Genomic DNA, 17,005 nt, shown 5'->3' with positions numbered 1-17,005 from the left:
AACAGACGAAACAGACGCACTGGTCTGTAACAAATATGGCATTTTACAACGTTAACCTGGTTAGAGGCTAACGAATCTTGATGAATTCTTCTCTCACTGTAGACGATATCTCCAGAAGCAGAGCTAACTTCGACGACGGACGGTTCGGCGTCGAGTAGATAGGTCATATTCTAGCGTTGCCCCAATACCAAACAAACAGCCACTAAAAATCCAGAATACTTCTGGCAATGCACCAGTTTGATAGTTGGTAATGTAGTTGATGGCGTAGTTAAACCAAATATCAGCAATATAAAAGGAGAAAGCGGCCGCTGCAATAAATCGCCATGATTGCGAAAATCGTCCACCCCAGAATGCCAGCAGGAGGGTTGTTGCCATCACCACCAAGGTGACATCGCCAACAATGTACAACCATGACACTATCGTAGCCAAAGGGGCTAGCGCACGGTCTGAAAGTGTGACCCATCTTGGCATTGACTTTTCGATTGTAGGCGCAGAGGAACTAGCTGGAACCAATGTGTTGTCTGGGATAGTAGGCTGGGCGGTGGGCTGAGAACTAGGTTGAGGACTGGGCTGAGAACTGGGTTGAACGCCAGAGATGGAAACGGTTTCCTCGATCGCTACTGAAGCCGGATTTGCTGGATTTGTCGAAACGTCTTCCGAGATGGGTGCAAAGAACAACGCGATCGTTACTCCAGAGACCGCAATCGCCATTAGCACCATCCACTGCAACAAAGAAAGGTTCAGTTGCTTCGAGAGCACCGCTTGCAGCATTCCCCACGCTAAAAATAGATAGGTCAGCACAAAAAAGAGATCGCCGGGTGATACATCAGGCTTCAGCCCTAAGCCAATTTCCCAGTAGGCCAAAATCAAATTGCCGATGAAGTAAGAGAACATCCCCAACCCGATCGCTAGCCATACCGTTCGACCGCTAACAATCAGCGAACTACGCCAATTGCGAAAACACAACAGTCCGGCTCCCAGAAACGCTATATTTTCTAAAACATAGGTCGTCGTTCCATACCACTGGGGACGTTCGCCTTGAGTGGGTGCTACGCTAAACAGCAGGAAAAACAATAATGCTCCAACTGACCAGGCGAGCGCTGTCAGTACAATAATTTGAACTGACAGGATTGGTTTGGCAGTGACGATTTTCTTGCTCAACGGACAATTCCTCCCGGCTTAACAGTCAGCAGAGAATGGCGATCGTCTGCTCAAGGTTGATTTCAGCATTCCCCAAAACCTTCAAGATTCATGCACAAATGAACGGCTTGCTATTGCCAAAGTTTTCCAGTAGGGGATTGCTCTAGCCAGGCTAAAAAATCCTGACGCTCTCTGGTAGGGATGTCTTGTAGCGCGTTCATGACTCGTTCAGTAAAACTGGCGTTGCCAAAATGCTGTTTACCCAAGCGATAGAGTTCCTGAAGCAGCGTATTCAAATGATGTTCTTGCCATGGGGGAACCTGCACCAATGCTAGGGGATCGATCGTCAGCCATTGTTGAACCGCTGCCGGAGAATCTGCTTGAGGAAAACGCCACTGCTTGAAAACATTCGACAGTTCTTTTTGAAACGCACTTGCTTGTCTGGCTCCTAACAAATCTTCAATATCAATATGGACGGCCTGCAACAGCAGGAGACAGGCTTGGACATAGGTGGGCGTGGTACTTGTTTCCTCAAGCGTTGGTTCTACTTCGTCTACTGCCTGTAGGCGCACTTTGCCCCAAACACTGTAGCGCTCTGGTTCTTCCAGCAGCACGCAAGACTTACCCCGCTGATCGGTTAGCTCTCGCCAAAATGCCTTGGCCTCTTCCTCTTGAACTGCATTAAAGATGCTAAGTAACCGAAACGTCTGTCCCTGGTAATGAAGAATCGGAATCGGTTGATCTTTTTTGGGATGCTGAATTGTTGTAATGTCAACATCCTGCCGCTTTAAGATAAACATGAAGCTACCAATTCACTCCTAGACAGGGTGGGGGATGTTATATTTGGATGGACAAAACCAGGTCTGGGCAAGGCAAACTGACTCTATTTTTCCCAAGATTTATTTTTCCCAAGATTTAGGGAAACTATAACGAGGTTTGAAACGGGAGATCGTTGGTTTTGGCTCGTCTCATGCTGTCTGTTGGTTTGAATGGTCATGGTTTGCTAGAGTAGGGTTGCTAAGACTGCTCCAGTAGCTCAGTGGATAGAGCAACCGCCTTCTAAGCGGTCGGTCGCAGGTTCGATCCCTGCCTGGAGCGTAAACAAGGTTGATAATCAGATCTTCTTGCCAGAAGAAACCGTCGTTGTAGGTGCTTGGAATGCTCGATCGAAGTTTTTAGTGACATCGAATCGACGACATCCGGCTTGCGAGCAGTTCAGAGATCAGTGGTGCTCCGTATGATTGCGTAAGATCACTGGCTGCATTGTTGGAACTTAATCAAAAAAATCCCAGAATCAAGCATCGTTCTTCATGCAATCGACTTTTTATAGTGGAAGAACCAACGAATGAAAAGCTCTAAAGAGAATTTCTAAAGTCGATGTGAAGTTGAACGATGAATTTCTCTCACCTTACTTCCAATGCTCAAGACTTGCCAAATCTACTAGAACCCGGTTGGACTGATGGACTCAGTAGTATTGATAGCATTCTAGACAAATTGCCACCCCAAGCGCGAGCCTGGGTCGAAAGTTTATCCTGGCAACAGCGTCGCTATATGCTATCTCTATGTCACTTGATCTGCGCGGCTCCACCAGAAGTACAAGCCGAATTTCTGGATGATTATACAGCCGATGGACTCGTGACTCGCAAACTTGAAGATCAAGAAACAAAACAACGAGTAAAGCAATACCTAAAAGATTTTCATATTGAGACAGAATTAAGTGAAACCGTGCTGAGAACCTATATTCGACAGTTCTACACACATTCCGCTCAGGATACTCGCCGACAGCCCGATCTGTACTTACAGTCTGCCTTGAAACTCGTCTTTAGCACTGAAGAGCGCAACAATGTCTTCAGTTATATTCTAGGATTTGAACTGCTAAAGATGATGTTTTGTATGAGTTGGCTTCAGCATGAGAAACTATATCGGCTTCAGCGTAACCAGGAAGACTTCATTAATACGTATATCAAACCAATTCAACATGCTCATCGCCTTAATAATATTATTATTCCCAAAGATGAAGGAGTATTTTTCGCCAAGCGGAGCTACTATGTTCAGCTTCCAGAGATTCAAACAAAGAAACTGATTGAATTAGTCATAGCCACTTTCACAACAGAAGCAACGATCGATTTTGGCTTCTCTATTATTCGCCATCCCAACTCGTTGCATTTTGACTATGACTATATTTTTGAACCAGAACCAGATGGCATTTTCTCCTAATGCACTCATTGACTCTCCTTCACAACTTTCTCATCTAGTTTCTCTAGAATTGAAATAGGGCGAGATCAACGGCTAACGCCACACATCATGATCGTTGATCTGAGCTAAATGTTTCTTTAAGCAGGTGTCTTTGAAGAGGAGGGTAGTGCTCGTGAAATCAAGTCCCTTGTCAACTAATGAACGTTCTTTACCGCAAATATCCCAGAAGCCACACCGACCCCGTCGGCGTGATTTGGCAGTCATACTAGGGCTATTGATAGCGGGGACAGGACTATCGCTTACCTATTCTTTATCTCGTCCACGAATAGCACACCTATGTCCAGTTTCATCTACAGAAACATTTCCCTTAACCGGTGAAGTGAAAGGGAAAGAATCAGAGATTGCAGCGATTGTATCAGGTCAAGTAGAAAAAATTGAAGTTTATCCAGGTAATCAAGTTGATCAAGGTCAGATAGTGCTTCAACTCAGTAGTGAAGAACTACAATCACAGTTAAAGGACATTCAAACACAACTGGCAGCCGCAGAAGACTATCAACAACAGGTAGAAGCAGAACGGGAAGCAATTCGAGAAAGACTTTGGGCGGCTTATCTAAAACTGCATCCAGAAGAAAGCGAATTAGATCAACAAGTTCGGAACGCTGATCAAGATATCATTGCCGTCGAAAGGCAATTGGCAACCGCAAGAACCGAACTTCAGCGAGCTAAAGGTGAAGTCACAACCCCCGACCCGGCCGATCGCCTCCCTCGGCGCTTCTCTCAAGGCACACCAAGCCAACAGCAACGCATCCATCAACTTGAGGCTCAAGTTCGTGGTTTAGAGCACGAGTTAAGGCTAGCACGGGGGGCTTGGGTGCGGGCTGTAAGCACTGGATTAAGTCCCTACATTCACAGTCCTGAACTAGATGCATTGCGTCAACAGTGGGTGCAAGTGCTAGACAAACTGTCGAATGCCAAAGAAACTATTTTTCAACTGAGGATGCAGCAACAAGTGCTAGAGTCCCGTCTCGATCGATTGACTGTTGCTAGTCCAATCGACGGAATTATTACCAAGCGGTTGGTGGAACCAGGCGATGCAGTAGGAGTGGGAGAGCCATTGTTGTCAATTGCAGCCATTGAAACGCTGTATTTGGAAGCACATCTTCCTCCAGAAGCACTTGATATAGCGCAATCGAATCAGCAGGCAAGAGTGTTTCTCAATACAGCACCCAGTCAATCATTCGATGTCCAAATCCTATCCCTCGATCGCCCCGCCGATACGCCCGATCAATCTAACAATATTTCTAACAATGGTTCTGATGCAGCCTCCAGTATTGTCATCCATCTTGGCATTAATGACCCCGACTGGACAATTGCACCCGGCACAGCCGTCGAGGGAGAGATTGTCTTTTTAGATACATCTGTTGAAAATTCGATCGAAAACTGAGAGGATTGAAACAACCAAAGTCAGCGATCGCATCTACTTGCTCTACAGGTGCATTACCGTAAAAATGGCGATTGCATTGCACAACGTACAATCCTTCACCAATTCCTCAGCTTTCTTGCTTAGTCTAAAATTAGACCGTAAAGATACCGTATGTTGCTTATATCGGGTTAATTCACGTTAGCTGAATTAATTATCAACTATCGAACAGTGGCTGTTGGTTGAATAGCTATTGGTTTCAATGTTCCTTAATCGTCACCTCGAGAAAATATCATGTTTCAAAAAATTCTAGTGGCGCTAGATAACGCCAAAATGGATACGCATGTCTTTGATGAAGCCCTGGCTCTGGCCAAGGCGACCGGCGCTCATCTGCGGTTACTATACGTAGTACCTGCTTGTGATGTAGGCTATGCTCAGCCATACACCTTTAACCAACCCAACCCCCATCGGCTTCGATCGTTAGTTGAGCAAGCGAACAATGCAGGTGTAAAAGCAGACTTTACCGAGCATTTAGGTGATCCGGCTGCCGATATCTGTGCCATTGCTCAGCGATGGGATGCAGACTTAATTGTGCTGGGGCGGCGTGGCTTATCCAGGTTAGGAGAATTGCTTCATGGTAGCGTCAGTAACTATGTGCTGCATCATGCTCCCTGTGCAGTTTTAGTTGTACAAGAGAAAAAGTCTACCTCTCAATCAACTCCTACAACTCCTAAGCGTGAAACGACGGCTTAATCCTAATCTTGAACTGGGTGCCTCAGAGTGGGGCATTTACAATGGGGCATCTACAACAATTTCAAGCCCACTGCTTTCGCACACAGTGACAAAGACTCGCGATCGAAGACTCGCGATCGAACTAGCGCGCTAATTTTCTGGCCTGCTCCACATCGGCCGGAGTGTTGCAGTTAAATAATATATCTGGCTGAGAAATCGGCAGTTCTTGCACAAGTTCTTGATCAAGCCAGCGCTGAAACGATCGTCCACCCTGCTCAATAAACGGCTTCAGTTTCTCAAGGCTGCGACGGCGATAAAACCCACAAAGCGCTTCCCACCAGCCATTGGAATTTTTACACAGCAGTGCGATCGTCTGTGCATCCACATTAGGTAGCATCATTAACCATGATTGCAGCACCTCAACTCGCAAATTGGGCAAATCGCACGCCAATAGCAGAGTCCACTCTGTCTCAACATGCACTAGTCCTTGCGCAAAGCCCACCAACGGTCCGTGCATGATGTCATCTTGAGACAAGGGGTGTTCCTGAATGAACCGAATCTTAGTGCTATTTTCCGACCTATGGCTACTGGCTGATTCCCAACTCTCGCCTAGCAAAGGTTGATACCGATCGATCCACGGTGTTACCACATAAACTACATCAGCACAGTGCTGAGCCACCTCACAAACCTGTTGCAGTAACGTGCGCTGACCAATAGCGATGAGTGCTTTATCCTGCCCCATGCGAGAGCTTTGTCCACCTGCCAATACAATGGCACTTAAATTTGCATTACTTTTTGACTGCATAAAATGGTTACGTGTTAAATTTTGAGCTTCAGGTTTTAAATTCTGGGTGAAACACCCTTAAACGATTCCTATCGAATTCAATCAATTTTCTTAAATCAATTTACTTACTAGAATCAACCATGACAAAACGACTGACCATCTCACAATTGGGAGATCCTGTTCTACGACAACTGGCTCAGCCGATCGACTGCGTTCACGATGCGCACGTACAGACGTTGGTTACAGACATGATGACTACCTTGGTTGAATCAAATGGGGTCGGGCTGGCGGCTCCTCAAGTAGGACAATCGCTGCAACTGCTGATTGTAGCCTCGCGCCCTAATTCTCGGTATCCCCATGCACCAGAGATGGAACCAACCGCCATGATCAATCCCCGCTTGGTGGCCCACTCAGGCGAAGTCGCGCGCGATTGGGAGGGTTGCCTTAGTATTCCGGGCATTCGTGGTCTAGTTCCCCGATATACGACCATTGACGTTGAGTACTTGGCTCAAGATGGTACCTTGCAGCAGCAGCGACTGACAGGCTTTGTTGCTCGCATTTTTCAGCACGAGTTTGATCACTTGAATGGCTTAGTATTTCTCGATCGGCTGGAAAGTGTACAAGACATTATCACTGATCAAGAGTATCTGATGCGGGTTGTAGCCTCACCCTTCCCAGTATCTAATGGCTCGAATAGCCATATAAACCGCGAGTCCAATTAAAAACAGGCGGAATAGCACATTTACGGTGCGATCGGAGAGGCGCGGCAATAAGCGTGTTCCCGCCTGTGCGCCTAGCATGCCACCCAGCCCCAGGCACAGCCCCGGAATCCATAGTACATTACCGTTCCATGTGTGTTGGGCCAGTCCAGAAATGGCAATGGCTACAATCGCACCTAGGCTAGTGCGCACAGCGGTCTTAATGGTTTCGCCTAAAAACAACATTTGCAGCGGCACCATTACAACCCCCCCGCCCACACCAAATAGGCCCGATAGCAAACCCGCCAGCGATCCAATTCCAGCGATCGGTCCAAGTTGTAGTGGCATGGATAGCCCTGATAGTACAGATAAATCAGTAGTTTGTGGTAGTTCCCTGTCTGTCTCTATAAATTCACGTTGAGCTTGTTTCAACCGTTGCCGCAGACGCATCAAATAGATGGTAATTAGCAGCAACCCCGCAAACGCTAGCGACAGTACCCCATCCGGAAGCCGATCGCCCAACCAAGCCCCCACCTGAGCCGTCACGATGCCAAAGGCGGCCAGTAGCAGCGACACGCGCCAATTCAGTTCACCTGCCTTGAAGTTACGCAAACTACCTGATACAGAACTGAGGAATACTCCCACCAGACTTGTCGCCGTTGCCTGCACCAGCGGCACACCAAATACGGTTAGGGCAGGAACCATGAGCAACCCCCCTCCAATCCCCAATAACCCTGACAAAACCCCTGTAAACATACCCAATATCAATAAAATTGCCCAACCTAGGGGAGTTTCTAGCATCGATTGATTTACTCCAAACCCAACTATGTCACTGTATCAGCCCACCATGTCAAGACAAGTTGATCAGCGTTGTGTTGGCTCGATTAAGAACTGCCTCCAGCGTTGTGCATCGCGCTAGCGAATCAACTATCTCAAGACAACAGCCGAAATTCCGTTGGGTTTAGCGACAGCAGCACATCATCCGATTCAACTTGAATAATCCAGCGATCGGTAGGTTGCCGACCCACCAATTCCTCTGGTGCTAGAATAATGCCAATCCGTCCAGACACATACAGAGGTTGCAGAATTTCAACGCGATTTCCCGCTCGAATTTGATTAGAGTTGTGCACACTGTTGTTTGCTTAAAGAATGATATGAAGAATGTCAATTAAAAGAAAGACATAGGGAAAAGCCGGATAGGTTTACGACCCTCCGGCTCCATTGATCAAACTAGATGAAGGCTATTGACTTAGACAACCACCGTCTTTTTGGTGACAGCATTCAATTCGCCCTTTGCATATTTAGCGGCATACTCTTCCAGAGACAATTGCTTGATCTTGCTAGCATTGCCCGCCGTACCAAATTGCTGATAACGATCGGCACACACTTTCTGCATGTACTTGATAGATGGCTTAAGGAAGTGGCGCGGATCAAATTCCTTCGGATTAGCAGCCAACGCTTCCCGAACCGCCGCCGTGATTGCCAAGCGATTATCGGTATCGATATTGACCTTACGGACGCCGCTCTTAATACCCTTTTGAATTTCCTCAACGGGAACGCCGTAGGTCTCAGGAATCGCACCACCATATTGGTTAATCAGCGCGATTAAATCTTCTGGAACCGAAGACGAGCCGTGCATCACCAAGTGAGTGTTGGGCAGACGGCGGTGAATTTCTTCAATGCGGCTGATGGCTAGAATTTCACCCGTTGGCTTGCGGGTAAACTTGTAAGCCCCGTGGCTAGTACCGATCGCCACAGCCAACGCATCAACCTGAGTCCGTTCTACAAAGTCAACGGCTTCATCAGGATCGGTGAGCAGCATGGAGTGATCTAATGCGCCTTCAAAACCGTGGCCATCTTCCGCTTCACCCTTACCCGTTTCCAAAGAACCCAAGCAACCGAGTTCGCCCTCAACACTTGCGCCGATCGCATGAGCTACCTTCACGACTTCGCTGGTGACAGCAACATTGTATTCATAGCTAGCTGGAGTCTTGGCATCTGCCTCAAGCGAACCATCCATCATCACACTGGTGAATCCGTTCTTGATGGCAGAATAGCAAGTAGCAGGCTCGTTGCCGTGATCCTGGTGCATCACGATGGGAATGTGAGGATAGGTTTCAACCGCAGCCAGAATCAGGTGGCGGAGGAAATTTTCGCCAGCATACTTACGAGCACCACGAGAGGCTTGCAGAATCACAGGACTGTCTGTTTCATGAGCAGCCTGCATAATTGCCTGAATCTGCTCCATGTTGTTGACGTTGAAAGCAGGGATGCCGTAACCGTTCTCGGCTGCATGGTCTAGCAGCAGTCGCATTGGCACAAGTGCCATAGGGATTCCTCCTAATTGGTGTGATCAGCTAACTTCAGCGTTGGGACAACAGAAATGCTTAGGATAATCTTAAGATATTTTGCCCTCTGCGGCGAACTGTATCAATTGATTTACAATTCCACCGCTGAACCTGTCTACTTGTTCTAAAGCAGATTGGTACAACTGCTAGCCCCATTAGCAGTGTCCGAACTAGCTCAGGTTGTGAGCTTGGGTGAAGCCATTCAATCAAAATCGATGATTACCCTATCACGTTGTTTTGTATTAAGTATAAATGCTCAACAACCATTTGAACAACTGTTGGTCATGACTAGTCATGAAGCGATCGTCGCTAGCTTTGAATCTGGTTAAGCACGAGTGTCAATTTTTTTCAATAAGCCTTGACCTGATCAAGGTTGAAACGAGCTAAATCAACCTGTAGAGTCCGCAATATCGCTGGCTGTTAGAAGTGAGCTTCACAAGAAACAGGCTTAGAAATCTAAAAAAATAAACTTCCATATAAGAATGACTTGCAATAAGCTTAAAATAAGGTTTCAGCAGTCGTGTTAATGAACCGCTGAATTTTAAGCTCTTAGGAGAGGATGTGACTATGAGAACGATGACTCGACGCACCTTTTTGTTTGCTGGTGCGGCTATCACCGCTGTCATCATTGGGCCATCGACAACCCGATCGACTCGGGCCCAACAGCCCCCGACACAACTAGCGCAAGCAGGCGGCACTTTAAACCTTTATTCAGCCCGCCATTATGACACCGACAATGAACTCTACCAAAGCTTTACAGATGCAACCGGAACTCAAATCAACTTGATTGAAGCGGAAGCTGATCCGTTAATCGAACGAATCAAAAGCGAAGGCAGCAACAGTCCTGCTGATGTATTGATTACGGTAGATGCAGGTCGCTTATGGCGCGCTGAGCAGGATGGTTTATTCGAACCAGTCACTTCTGCCACTCTGCAAGAAGCCGTTCCCGAAAATCTTCGCCATCCGCAAGGGCTTTGGTATGGGCTTTCTAAGCGGGCGCGAGTGATTATGTATGACCGCACCAAGGTCAATCCAGCCGAGCTATCTACCTATGAAGCCCTTGCTGATCCCAAATGGCGAGGACAACTTCTAGTGCGATCGTCTACCCATGTCTATAACCAGTCGTTAGTAGGCTCGATATTGGAAGCTAATGGCCCTGAAGCAACCGAAGAGTGGGCACGTGGTATAGTGGCTAACTTTGCTCGTCCGCCCGAGGGAGGGGACACAAGCCAAATTCAAGCCTGTGCGGCTGGCGTAGGATCGTTGGCGATTTCCAATACCTACTATCTAGTCCGGATGTTAAAGTCCGAAGACCCAACCGAACGCGAAGCCGCCGAACGAATTGGGGTTTTCTTCCCAAACCAGCGCGATCGAGGCACCCATGTTAACATCAGCGGTGCTGGCGTTCTCAGAACCGCCCCCAACAAAGAAGCAGCCGTTCGCTTCCTGGAGCACTTGGTTAGCACCGAATCGCAAGAAATTTTTGCCCAAGGCAATAACGAATATCCAGTTGTGCGAGGCGTAGAACTTGATCCGATCCTGGCTAGCTTCGGTGAATTTAAAGAAGACAGCTTGAATGCGTCGGTCTTTGGGCGTAACAACGAAGAAGCATTACGAATTATGGATCGAGTTGGTTGGCCGTAAGGATGGACAAAGGCTGAAGCTAGCAGTTGTAGTGACTCAAGAATGATGGTAATTGCTGATGGGTAATTGGGATTTGGTGATAACTCAGTGACTCATTAGCAATTGCCATTTTCTGAAGTCTTACACGCTGCTACCCTATGTTTTACCTTTATCCCTAGATTCGTTTGCCTTGTCATAGCTCTGCCCATTTGCGTATGAGATTGGCGTGAACTTTGGTCAGGAGGTCAAAGGTTTGGGTTTTGCCCTGCTGTTGAAAAATAGCTTGGCGAGCCGTATCTAAATCAAATAAGAGTTCCCGATCGCTGGCATCGCGAATGAAGCTTTGAATCCAGGTGACAACAGCTAAGCGAATACCTTGAGTCACAGGTTCAACTCGATGTAGAGTAGACGACGGATACACAATCATTGAACCTGCATCAAGTTTGAAAGCATGGCTGCCTTGAGTATCTTCAATGACTAACTCTCCACCTGCATAGGTGCTCGGGGAACTGAGAAATAGGGTCATTGAAACATCCGATCGTACCTGATTTCGATCGCCCATGATGGCATTATCAATATGAGAACCATAGAACATGCCAGTGTCATAGCGATTAAATAGAAGCGGTCGCATCGCCTTGGGTCGTACCGCCATCTGAAATAGTGCATTCCGATGAAGTGCTGTTTGGACAATCGATTGGGCTTCCTGAAGCGGGAGAGCATCGGCTTTGGCTTGCAGGTTTTGCTTAACTAGCTTGGCGTGCCATCCCGCAGTGGCTTGACCATCCACAAACTCGGTTGCGTTTAAAGCAGAACCGATTGTTTTCAACTCGTCAGGCGTTAAAACGTTACCAATACAAAGAATCATAAACGGCAACCTTTATTTCCGTGCATAGGGATTAAATAAAAACTGTAAACCAGAATGCAAATGAAACTGAGTTTGAAAGAATCAAGGATGTGGTAAAGTAAATAGCTACTGTCAATCGATCGTATGAATTGATGGCAGAAAATCGTATGAAATAGCATCATCCAGACAGCAACAACTAGTATGAACGGTTAAACTTGCAGCACGAAGAGCAGATCGATGTTTAGCAAGGATTCCTACATCAATAGGAATACTACCAAGACCGGCAACGTGAGTTGATTGTGAATGTTTACCTTAGAAACTTGAGGAACTTGCAACATGGACAAAACCATCAAACTTTGGTTTGGCGTGGGGACATTTGTGCTAACAGGCGTAGGTGGGGCGATTGCATCCCCTGAGTTCGTCTCCCCTGCTTCCACCCCTCAACTGTATACCCAACAACCAGGCGGGGAGGGAAGTGAAGGTGGCGAAGGCGGCGAAGGGACAACCCCTGTGACCCCCGCTTCTGGAGGGCAAGGGAGAACAGAAACAGCCCCCGTGACGCCGCCACCAAGCGACGCTTCTGACGAGAGCGACATCCTGATCTTTGTGCCCAGAGGCAGTGAAGTCATTCCTCCAACCTCTCCCACCGGAGACATTGAAAGCTATACCATTTATGAGCCAGTAACCGAACCTGTCTTGACTGAACCAATGGGCGGTGAAGGGGGCGAAGGGGGCGAAGGCGGTGAAGGCGGTGAAGGCGGTGAAGGTGTGTAATTAGCGCGATCGCAGTCGGGTTAATTTTGCACGCTGCCATCCGGTAAGATAGCTCCCTGTAAATTAGCTCCGTCTAGCGTTGCTTGATCGAGATTCGTGCCGCTGAGATCAGCATTTTCCAAGTTGGCGTTGGTTAAATCTGCTCCACTCAAATCGGCATTTCTGAGGTAGGCTCCTTGGAGGTTGGCCGCTTGTAAATTTGCATTACTGAGGTTCGCAGACGACAGCCCAGCGCCAGTTAAGTTTGCTTGACTCAGGTTGGACTCGCTGAGATTGGCACTATCTAAAAATGCCCCGCTTAAATCTGTTTGTTCCAAATTAGCTTGGCTTAAATCGGCCCCGTTCAATTGGGCCGATTTCAAGTCTTTTTGGCTAAGTTCAGCCCCTTGCAGCACACAATTGGCACAGTCTTTTTCTTGTAAAACCTGTTGCTGAGGATCGATTGTTTGGGGGGTGCAACCAATTGCACTAACGCAAACAACCCCCGCTACAAGACTCATGACACATGCGTATTGTTTCATAACTCGGTTTCAAAAAATCAACACAACGGATAACCAAGCACCCATCTACCTATCTACCCGGCTCACTCCAACCGCTATTGACTTTGCCGAAACCGGGTAATTTGCCAACTCAAGACCATTACTGGCAAAATTCCTACCGCTACGATCGCCAATGCTGGGGCGGCTGCTTCGGCCAAACGTTCATCTGAAGCCAGACGGTACACTTCCACCGCCAGCGTATCAAAGTTAAAGGGGCGCACAATTAAAGTAGCGGGCAGTTCTTTCATCACATCCACAAACAACAAGATTGCCGCCGTCAGCAACCCCCCACCAATCAATGGTGCGTGAATTCGCAGCAGGGTACTGGTGGAATTGTGCCCCAACGATCGGGCAGCATCGTCCAAGCTAGGTTTAATTCGTCCCAAGCTGGATTCAACCGTTCCCAACGAAACTGCCAAAAACCGCACCAAGTAAGCAAAAACCAAAATTGCAATCGAACCACTGAGTAACAATCCGGTAGAAATACCAACCGTCGATCGCATCCAAGCGTCAACAGCATTATCAAACCGACCCGCCGGAACCAGCACCCCCACAGCAATTACAGTACCTGGAATCGCATAGCCCATTGACGCCACACGAGTCGCTAAAGACATTATGGGGCTAGGGCGCAACCGCAGACCATAAGCCATGATTAGAGCCAGCACCACACCCACGATCGCCGTTACACTCGACAAAATAAAACTGTGACTTGCCAGTTGCCAAAACTGCTGACTGAAATTGCGGGTGACATTCGAGAAAGCCATCCGTAGCAGTACTCCAGCTGGAACTAGAAACCCCAACCCGATTGGCAAAAAACAGACCAACCCGGCCAACCCGGCTCGCCAACCCGTCAAGCAATAGGGAGATGCTTGCTGATAGCGACTTGTGGCTTGATAGTATTGGGCTTGCCATCGCGACCAACGTTCTAGCAACAGCAACAGCAACACAAACCCCAATAGCAACGCCGACAGTTGGGACGCCGCCGTTCGATCGCCCATGCCAAACCATGTGCGGTAAATGCCGACTGTAAACGTATCCACCGCAAAATATTGCACCGTGCCGAAATCGTTCAGCGTTTCCATTAAAGCCAGCGCTACCCCCGTTGCAATTGCAGGTCGAGCCAAAGGCAATGCCACCTTAAAAAAACTACGCCATGGCCCACAGCCCAGCGATCGACTAGCCTCGGACATGCAAACGGATTGCTCCAGAAACCCTACCCGCACCAGCAAATACACGTAGGGATAGAGCACCAAGCTGAGCATGGCAATGGCACCCCCAATTGAGCGGATTGGGGGAAACCAGTAATCGCTCACCTGTGTCCAGCCAAAAATCGATCGTAGGCTGGTTTGCACTGGGCCATAAAATTCCAGCAGTTCAGTATAAACATAGCCCAATAAATAAGCGGGAACTGCTAATGGCAATAGCAACGACCACTCAAAGCATCGAACCCCCGGAAACCGGCACATTGTTACTAGCCAGGCCGTGCTGACGCCAATCAATAGCGCACCCACTCCTACCCCTAGCATTAACCAAAGAGAGCTAGTAATGTAACGAGGCAAAACTGTAGAAGCCAAATGACTCCAAGCATCGCTAGGGCCCAAAAACACACTGCTAAGAATCACCAGAATAGGGATGGTAATTAACCCCGCAATCACCATCACCAGTAGGCTCCAACCATTCAGCCCAAGGTTGGACAAGACTGATTGCAACGCAGATCGCGAACCGATCGCTTGAGGAGAAGGGGACAATACTTTTGACACGCGAAATCACTTCTAAACTAAATAAACTGCATCAAGTTGCTTAATGAGAATGAGTTGCAAATGCCTTTAAACTATAAAACGAGATGGTGAACATCGCCCGCTTAGCGATATTTATTTTGACATTGATCTATTCCAATCCACCCTCTACTTCAACCCACTCATTTCATTCAATCAATGACAGATCCAAGTTCTCAAGAATCAGCCGCCGTTCTGTGCTTAGATGCTATTACCAAGCAATTTTCCTCTGCGGCAAGTCCGGCAGTCTCATCGGTAAGCTTTACCCTGCAACAGGGAGATTTGCTGGCACTACTAGGGCCATCAGGCTGTGGCAAAACGACCCTGCTGCGCTTAATTGCTGGATTTGAGCAACCTCAAAGCGGCTCAATCACTATTGCCGAACAAATTGTAGCTGGAAATGGGACTTGGGTCGCTCCCGAAAAACGTGGCGTGGGGATGGTGTTTCAAGATTATGCCTTGTTTCCACACCTAACCGTTCAGCAAAACATCGCGTTTGGGTTGCGTCAAAAACCTGGGTCAACTGTCAGCCAACGAGTGCAAGAGGCGATCGCCCTCGTCGGTCTACAAGGCATGGAACAGCGATATCCTCATCAACTGTCAGGAGGACAGCAACAGCGGGTGGCCCTAGCACGGGCTTTGGCTCCCTATCCATTTTTGGTGTTGCTCGATGAACCGCTAAGCAACCTTGATGTGCAGGTGCGGCTACGGCTGCGGCAAGAACTGCGAGAGATTTTGAAAGCGGCAGGAACCTCTGCTATTTTTGTCACCCATGACCAAGAAGAGGCATTGTCAATCGCCGATCGAGTCGCGGTGATGCGGCACGGTCAACTAGAGCAACTGGACACTCCCGAAGCGATTTATCGACAGCCTGCCTCGCGATTCGTGGCAGAGTTTGTAACGCAAGCCAATTTCTTGTCAGCCTGTCGTCAAGACCAGGTCTGGCAAACGGTACTTGGTAAAATTCCAGTGACTCTGACGGCCGTCGATGCCATCGAAGCGCAGAGTAATCGCTCGAAAGATCAGCTTGAGCAGGTTGAACTCATGGTGAGACAAGAAGATTTGAGCCTGGAGGCGGACGAAACTAGCGACATTATTGTCCGCGATCGGCAGTTTTTGGGCCGCGAATATCGCTACTGGTTACAAACCTCGGCTGGACAGGAACTAGTAGCAAGAACCGCTGCGAGTTTGAGGTTACCCATTCACACTCGGGTACAAGTCACCATCAACACCCAACGGCTGCAAGTATTTGTGCCGTTGTCCGCTAGAGAAACTGAACCCGATCGAACAATGGCAAAACAGACGAATATACCCGTGAGGTAGGTGACAGCAACACATCAGCCTCATAAGCCCTACAGCTTGTCTCAGGCTGTCCAAACCCCACCGCGATACTTGCCAGAACGCACTGTCTCAGGCGCATCTTTATTCTCGCCGTCTTGAGCCGTCGTTGCCGATCGATTCTGAGATGGGCTGTAGCTTGCACCTCGATAGGATAGAGTCGTGGTGTCAATCGACTCTGCACTAGAAGGCAATGACACTTCTACATCTGCATCTGCTAACGGCTGAGATGGGTTGAATGGGGCTGGATCGAATCCTTCCAAATCATCCAGCGTGTCTTGCAGTTGACTCTGCCGAATTAGCCATTTACTCAGCCAAATTCCGATCGCCAGAATGGATAGCAGCACTGGCCACGGAGCCGACATCAATCCCACCATCAGCAAAATGACAGCCACGGCAATGACGATGGTGTTGAAAATGGGAATGAGAAAGTCCATCACTTGACATTACTCAAACTTATTAACGACGTTTTTTAACCTTGGTGAAGTGTGATATAGATTAACATAAATGTTCTTGATGGTCTTCATTTGTATGGACTATTGTTAAGGTTATTGTTAAGTTAAACGGTTAAACCCGATCGCTTAAATTCTGGCAAATATTTAACTCGCGTCTAACAAACATCATCTAAGTGAGACAGAGGTCAACTAAAGAGGTCAATTTCAAACAGAGGCGTGGCCGAATTCACGTTGGAGTTGCCCTCATCCCCAACCCTTCTCCTCCGGCAGAAGAGAACCGGATCGCTGCCTCGCCTTATTGAGAGAGGGTTAGAGTGAAGGGCAAGTCAGATTCGTATC

Annotated in this window: 18 protein-coding genes and 1 tRNA gene; 9 read left to right on the top strand and 10 right to left on the bottom strand. The window is 48.0% G+C overall.

Annotated elements, in window-relative coordinates; all coding sequences use genetic code 11:
* Positions 1 to 123: 123 nt before the first annotated feature.
* Together OXH18_RS09055 and OXH18_RS09050 are read right to left on the bottom strand one after the other, a co-directional pair.
* Entirely contained in the window at positions 124 to 1,161 is a 1,038-nt protein-coding gene (locus OXH18_RS09055) for a hypothetical protein (protein ID WP_268612221.1), read from the bottom strand.
* A 110-nt stretch (positions 1,162 to 1,271) separates the two neighbouring features.
* The gene (locus OXH18_RS09050; RefSeq protein ID WP_268612220.1) at positions 1,272 to 1,940 is read right to left on the bottom strand and encodes an Npun_F0813 family protein; all 669 of its coding nucleotides are present in this window, start codon (positions 1,938 to 1,940) and stop codon (positions 1,272 to 1,274) included.
* 225 nt (positions 1,941 to 2,165) lie between these two features.
* Here OXH18_RS09050 and OXH18_RS09045 point away from each other — a divergent pair.
* The 4 genes from OXH18_RS09045 (at position 2,166) to OXH18_RS09030 (ending at position 5,509) form a co-directional block, all read left to right on the top strand.
* Positions 2,166 to 2,238, top strand: a tRNA-Arg gene (locus tag OXH18_RS09045).
* Positions 2,239 to 2,532: 294 nt separating this feature from the next.
* On the top strand, positions 2,533 to 3,357 hold the full coding sequence (locus OXH18_RS09040) for a cobyrinic acid a,c-diamide synthase (protein ID WP_268612219.1): 825 nt from the start codon (positions 2,533 to 2,535) through the stop codon (positions 3,355 to 3,357).
* A 151-nt stretch (positions 3,358 to 3,508) separates the two neighbouring features.
* On the top strand, positions 3,509 to 4,780 hold the full coding sequence (locus OXH18_RS09035) for an HlyD family secretion protein (RefSeq protein WP_268612217.1): 1,272 nt from the start codon (positions 3,509 to 3,511) through the stop codon (positions 4,778 to 4,780).
* Positions 4,781 to 5,050: 270 nt separating this feature from the next.
* A complete protein-coding gene (locus tag OXH18_RS09030) occupies positions 5,051 to 5,509 on the top strand; it encodes a universal stress protein (protein WP_268612216.1) in 459 nt (152 codons plus the stop codon).
* 121 nt (positions 5,510 to 5,630) lie between these two features.
* Here the strand turns inward: OXH18_RS09030 and OXH18_RS09025 are convergent, their stop codons facing one another.
* Entirely contained in the window at positions 5,631 to 6,293 is a 663-nt protein-coding gene (locus tag OXH18_RS09025; RefSeq protein ID WP_268612214.1) for a molybdenum cofactor guanylyltransferase, read from the bottom strand.
* Positions 6,294 to 6,412: 119 nt separating this feature from the next.
* On the opposite strand from OXH18_RS09025, the gene def reads away from it, so the two are divergent.
* Complete coding sequence (gene def, locus OXH18_RS09020) at positions 6,413 to 6,994, top strand: peptide deformylase (protein WP_268612213.1); 582 nt, start codon at positions 6,413 to 6,415, stop codon at positions 6,992 to 6,994.
* Here the strand turns inward: def and OXH18_RS09015 are convergent.
* The 3 genes from OXH18_RS09015 to fba all read right to left on the bottom strand — a co-directional run bounded on the left by OXH18_RS09015 (position 6,938) and on the right by fba (position 9,299).
* On the bottom strand, positions 6,938 to 7,771 hold the full coding sequence (locus OXH18_RS09015) for a sulfite exporter TauE/SafE family protein (protein WP_268612212.1): 834 nt from the start codon (positions 7,769 to 7,771) through the stop codon (positions 6,938 to 6,940). The two genes, def and OXH18_RS09015, sit on opposite strands and share 57 nt — an antisense overlap.
* 131 nt (positions 7,772 to 7,902) lie before the next feature.
* Complete coding sequence (locus OXH18_RS09010; RefSeq protein WP_268612211.1) at positions 7,903 to 8,100, bottom strand: hypothetical protein; 198 nt, start codon at positions 8,098 to 8,100, stop codon at positions 7,903 to 7,905.
* Between the two features lie 119 nt (positions 8,101 to 8,219).
* Positions 8,220 to 9,299 (bottom strand): class II fructose-bisphosphate aldolase, encoded by a 1,080-nt coding sequence (gene fba / locus OXH18_RS09005; RefSeq protein WP_268612210.1) that lies wholly within the window; start codon positions 9,297 to 9,299, stop codon positions 8,220 to 8,222.
* Between the two features lie 180 nt (positions 9,300 to 9,479).
* On the opposite strand from fba, the gene OXH18_RS09000 reads away from it, so the two are divergent.
* Positions 9,480 to 9,647 (top strand): hypothetical protein, encoded by a 168-nt coding sequence (locus OXH18_RS09000; protein WP_268612209.1) that lies wholly within the window; start codon positions 9,480 to 9,482, stop codon positions 9,645 to 9,647.
* A gap of 238 nt (positions 9,648 to 9,885) precedes the next feature.
* Entirely contained in the window at positions 9,886 to 10,962 is a 1,077-nt protein-coding gene (locus OXH18_RS08995) for a Fe(3+) ABC transporter substrate-binding protein (RefSeq protein WP_268612208.1), read from the top strand.
* Between the two features lie 172 nt (positions 10,963 to 11,134).
* Here the strand turns inward: OXH18_RS08995 and OXH18_RS08990 are convergent, their stop codons facing one another.
* Positions 11,135 to 11,806, bottom strand: a complete 672-nt coding sequence (locus OXH18_RS08990) for a Fe2+-dependent dioxygenase (RefSeq protein WP_268612207.1) — start codon at positions 11,804 to 11,806, stop codon at positions 11,135 to 11,137.
* 315 nt (positions 11,807 to 12,121) lie between these two features.
* On the opposite strand from OXH18_RS08990, the gene OXH18_RS08985 reads away from it, so the two are divergent.
* Positions 12,122 to 12,559, top strand: a complete 438-nt coding sequence (locus OXH18_RS08985; RefSeq protein WP_268612206.1) for a hypothetical protein — start codon at positions 12,122 to 12,124, stop codon at positions 12,557 to 12,559.
* Positions 12,560 to 12,579: 20 nt separating this feature from the next.
* Here OXH18_RS08985 and OXH18_RS08980 read toward each other — a convergent pair whose 3' ends face one another.
* Positions 12,580 to 13,080: a pentapeptide repeat-containing protein gene (locus OXH18_RS08980; RefSeq protein WP_268612204.1), complete on the bottom strand. Its 501-nt coding sequence runs from the start codon at positions 13,078 to 13,080 to the stop codon at positions 12,580 to 12,582.
* A gap of 74 nt (positions 13,081 to 13,154) precedes the next feature.
* Complete coding sequence (locus OXH18_RS08975; protein WP_268613150.1) at positions 13,155 to 14,756, bottom strand: ABC transporter permease; 1,602 nt, start codon at positions 14,754 to 14,756, stop codon at positions 13,155 to 13,157.
* 276 nt (positions 14,757 to 15,032) lie between these two features.
* On the opposite strand from OXH18_RS08975, the gene OXH18_RS08970 reads away from it, so the two are divergent.
* Positions 15,033 to 16,196 (top strand): ABC transporter ATP-binding protein, encoded by a 1,164-nt coding sequence (locus OXH18_RS08970; RefSeq protein WP_268612202.1) that lies wholly within the window; start codon positions 15,033 to 15,035, stop codon positions 16,194 to 16,196.
* 41 nt (positions 16,197 to 16,237) lie between these two features.
* Here OXH18_RS08970 and OXH18_RS08965 read toward each other — a convergent pair whose 3' ends face one another.
* On the bottom strand, positions 16,238 to 16,648 hold the full coding sequence (locus OXH18_RS08965) for a hypothetical protein (RefSeq protein WP_268612200.1): 411 nt from the start codon (positions 16,646 to 16,648) through the stop codon (positions 16,238 to 16,240).
* Between the last annotated feature and the right edge of the window lie 357 nt (positions 16,649 to 17,005).

Source organism: Thermocoleostomius sinensis A174 (assembly GCF_026802175.1).
In the GTDB taxonomy this organism is placed as follows: domain Bacteria; phylum Cyanobacteriota; class Cyanobacteriia; order Elainellales; family Elainellaceae; genus Thermocoleostomius; species Thermocoleostomius sinensis.
Note: the sequence above shows the minus strand (reverse complement) of the source record. Positions and strands in the feature narration are given on the sequence as shown.

What these genes read in the sequence shown, in the direction of transcription:
- OXH18_RS08990 (WP_268612207.1), bottom strand. Translation starts at nt 11,806, where the DNA reads ATGATTCTTTGTATTGGTAACGTTTTAACGCCTGACGAGTTGAAAACA.
- OXH18_RS08985 (WP_268612206.1), top strand. Translation starts at nt 12,122, where the DNA reads ATGGACAAAACCATCAAACTTTGGTTTGGCGTGGGGACATTTGTGCTA.
- OXH18_RS09050 (WP_268612220.1), bottom strand. Translation starts at nt 1,940, where the DNA reads ATGTTTATCTTAAAGCGGCAGGATGTTGACATTACAACAATTCAGCAT.
- OXH18_RS08995 (WP_268612208.1), top strand. Translation starts at nt 9,886, where the DNA reads ATGAGAACGATGACTCGACGCACCTTTTTGTTTGCTGGTGCGGCTATC.
- OXH18_RS09015 (WP_268612212.1), bottom strand. Translation starts at nt 7,771, where the DNA reads ATGCTAGAAACTCCCCTAGGTTGGGCAATTTTATTGATATTGGGTATG.
- fba (WP_268612210.1), bottom strand. Translation starts at nt 9,299, where the DNA reads ATGGCACTTGTGCCAATGCGACTGCTGCTAGACCATGCAGCCGAGAAC.
- OXH18_RS08980 (WP_268612204.1), bottom strand. Translation starts at nt 13,080, where the DNA reads ATGAAACAATACGCATGTGTCATGAGTCTTGTAGCGGGGGTTGTTTGC.
- def (WP_268612213.1), top strand. Translation starts at nt 6,413, where the DNA reads ATGACAAAACGACTGACCATCTCACAATTGGGAGATCCTGTTCTACGA.
- OXH18_RS08970 (WP_268612202.1), top strand. Translation starts at nt 15,033, where the DNA reads ATGACAGATCCAAGTTCTCAAGAATCAGCCGCCGTTCTGTGCTTAGAT.
- OXH18_RS09025 (WP_268612214.1), bottom strand. Translation starts at nt 6,293, where the DNA reads ATGCAGTCAAAAAGTAATGCAAATTTAAGTGCCATTGTATTGGCAGGT.
- OXH18_RS08975 (WP_268613150.1), bottom strand. Translation starts at nt 14,756, where the DNA reads ATGGTGATTGCGGGGTTAATTACCATCCCTATTCTGGTGATTCTTAGC.
- OXH18_RS08965 (WP_268612200.1), bottom strand. Translation starts at nt 16,648, where the DNA reads ATGGACTTTCTCATTCCCATTTTCAACACCATCGTCATTGCCGTGGCT.
- OXH18_RS09030 (WP_268612216.1), top strand. Translation starts at nt 5,051, where the DNA reads ATGTTTCAAAAAATTCTAGTGGCGCTAGATAACGCCAAAATGGATACG.
- OXH18_RS09040 (WP_268612219.1), top strand. Translation starts at nt 2,533, where the DNA reads ATGAATTTCTCTCACCTTACTTCCAATGCTCAAGACTTGCCAAATCTA.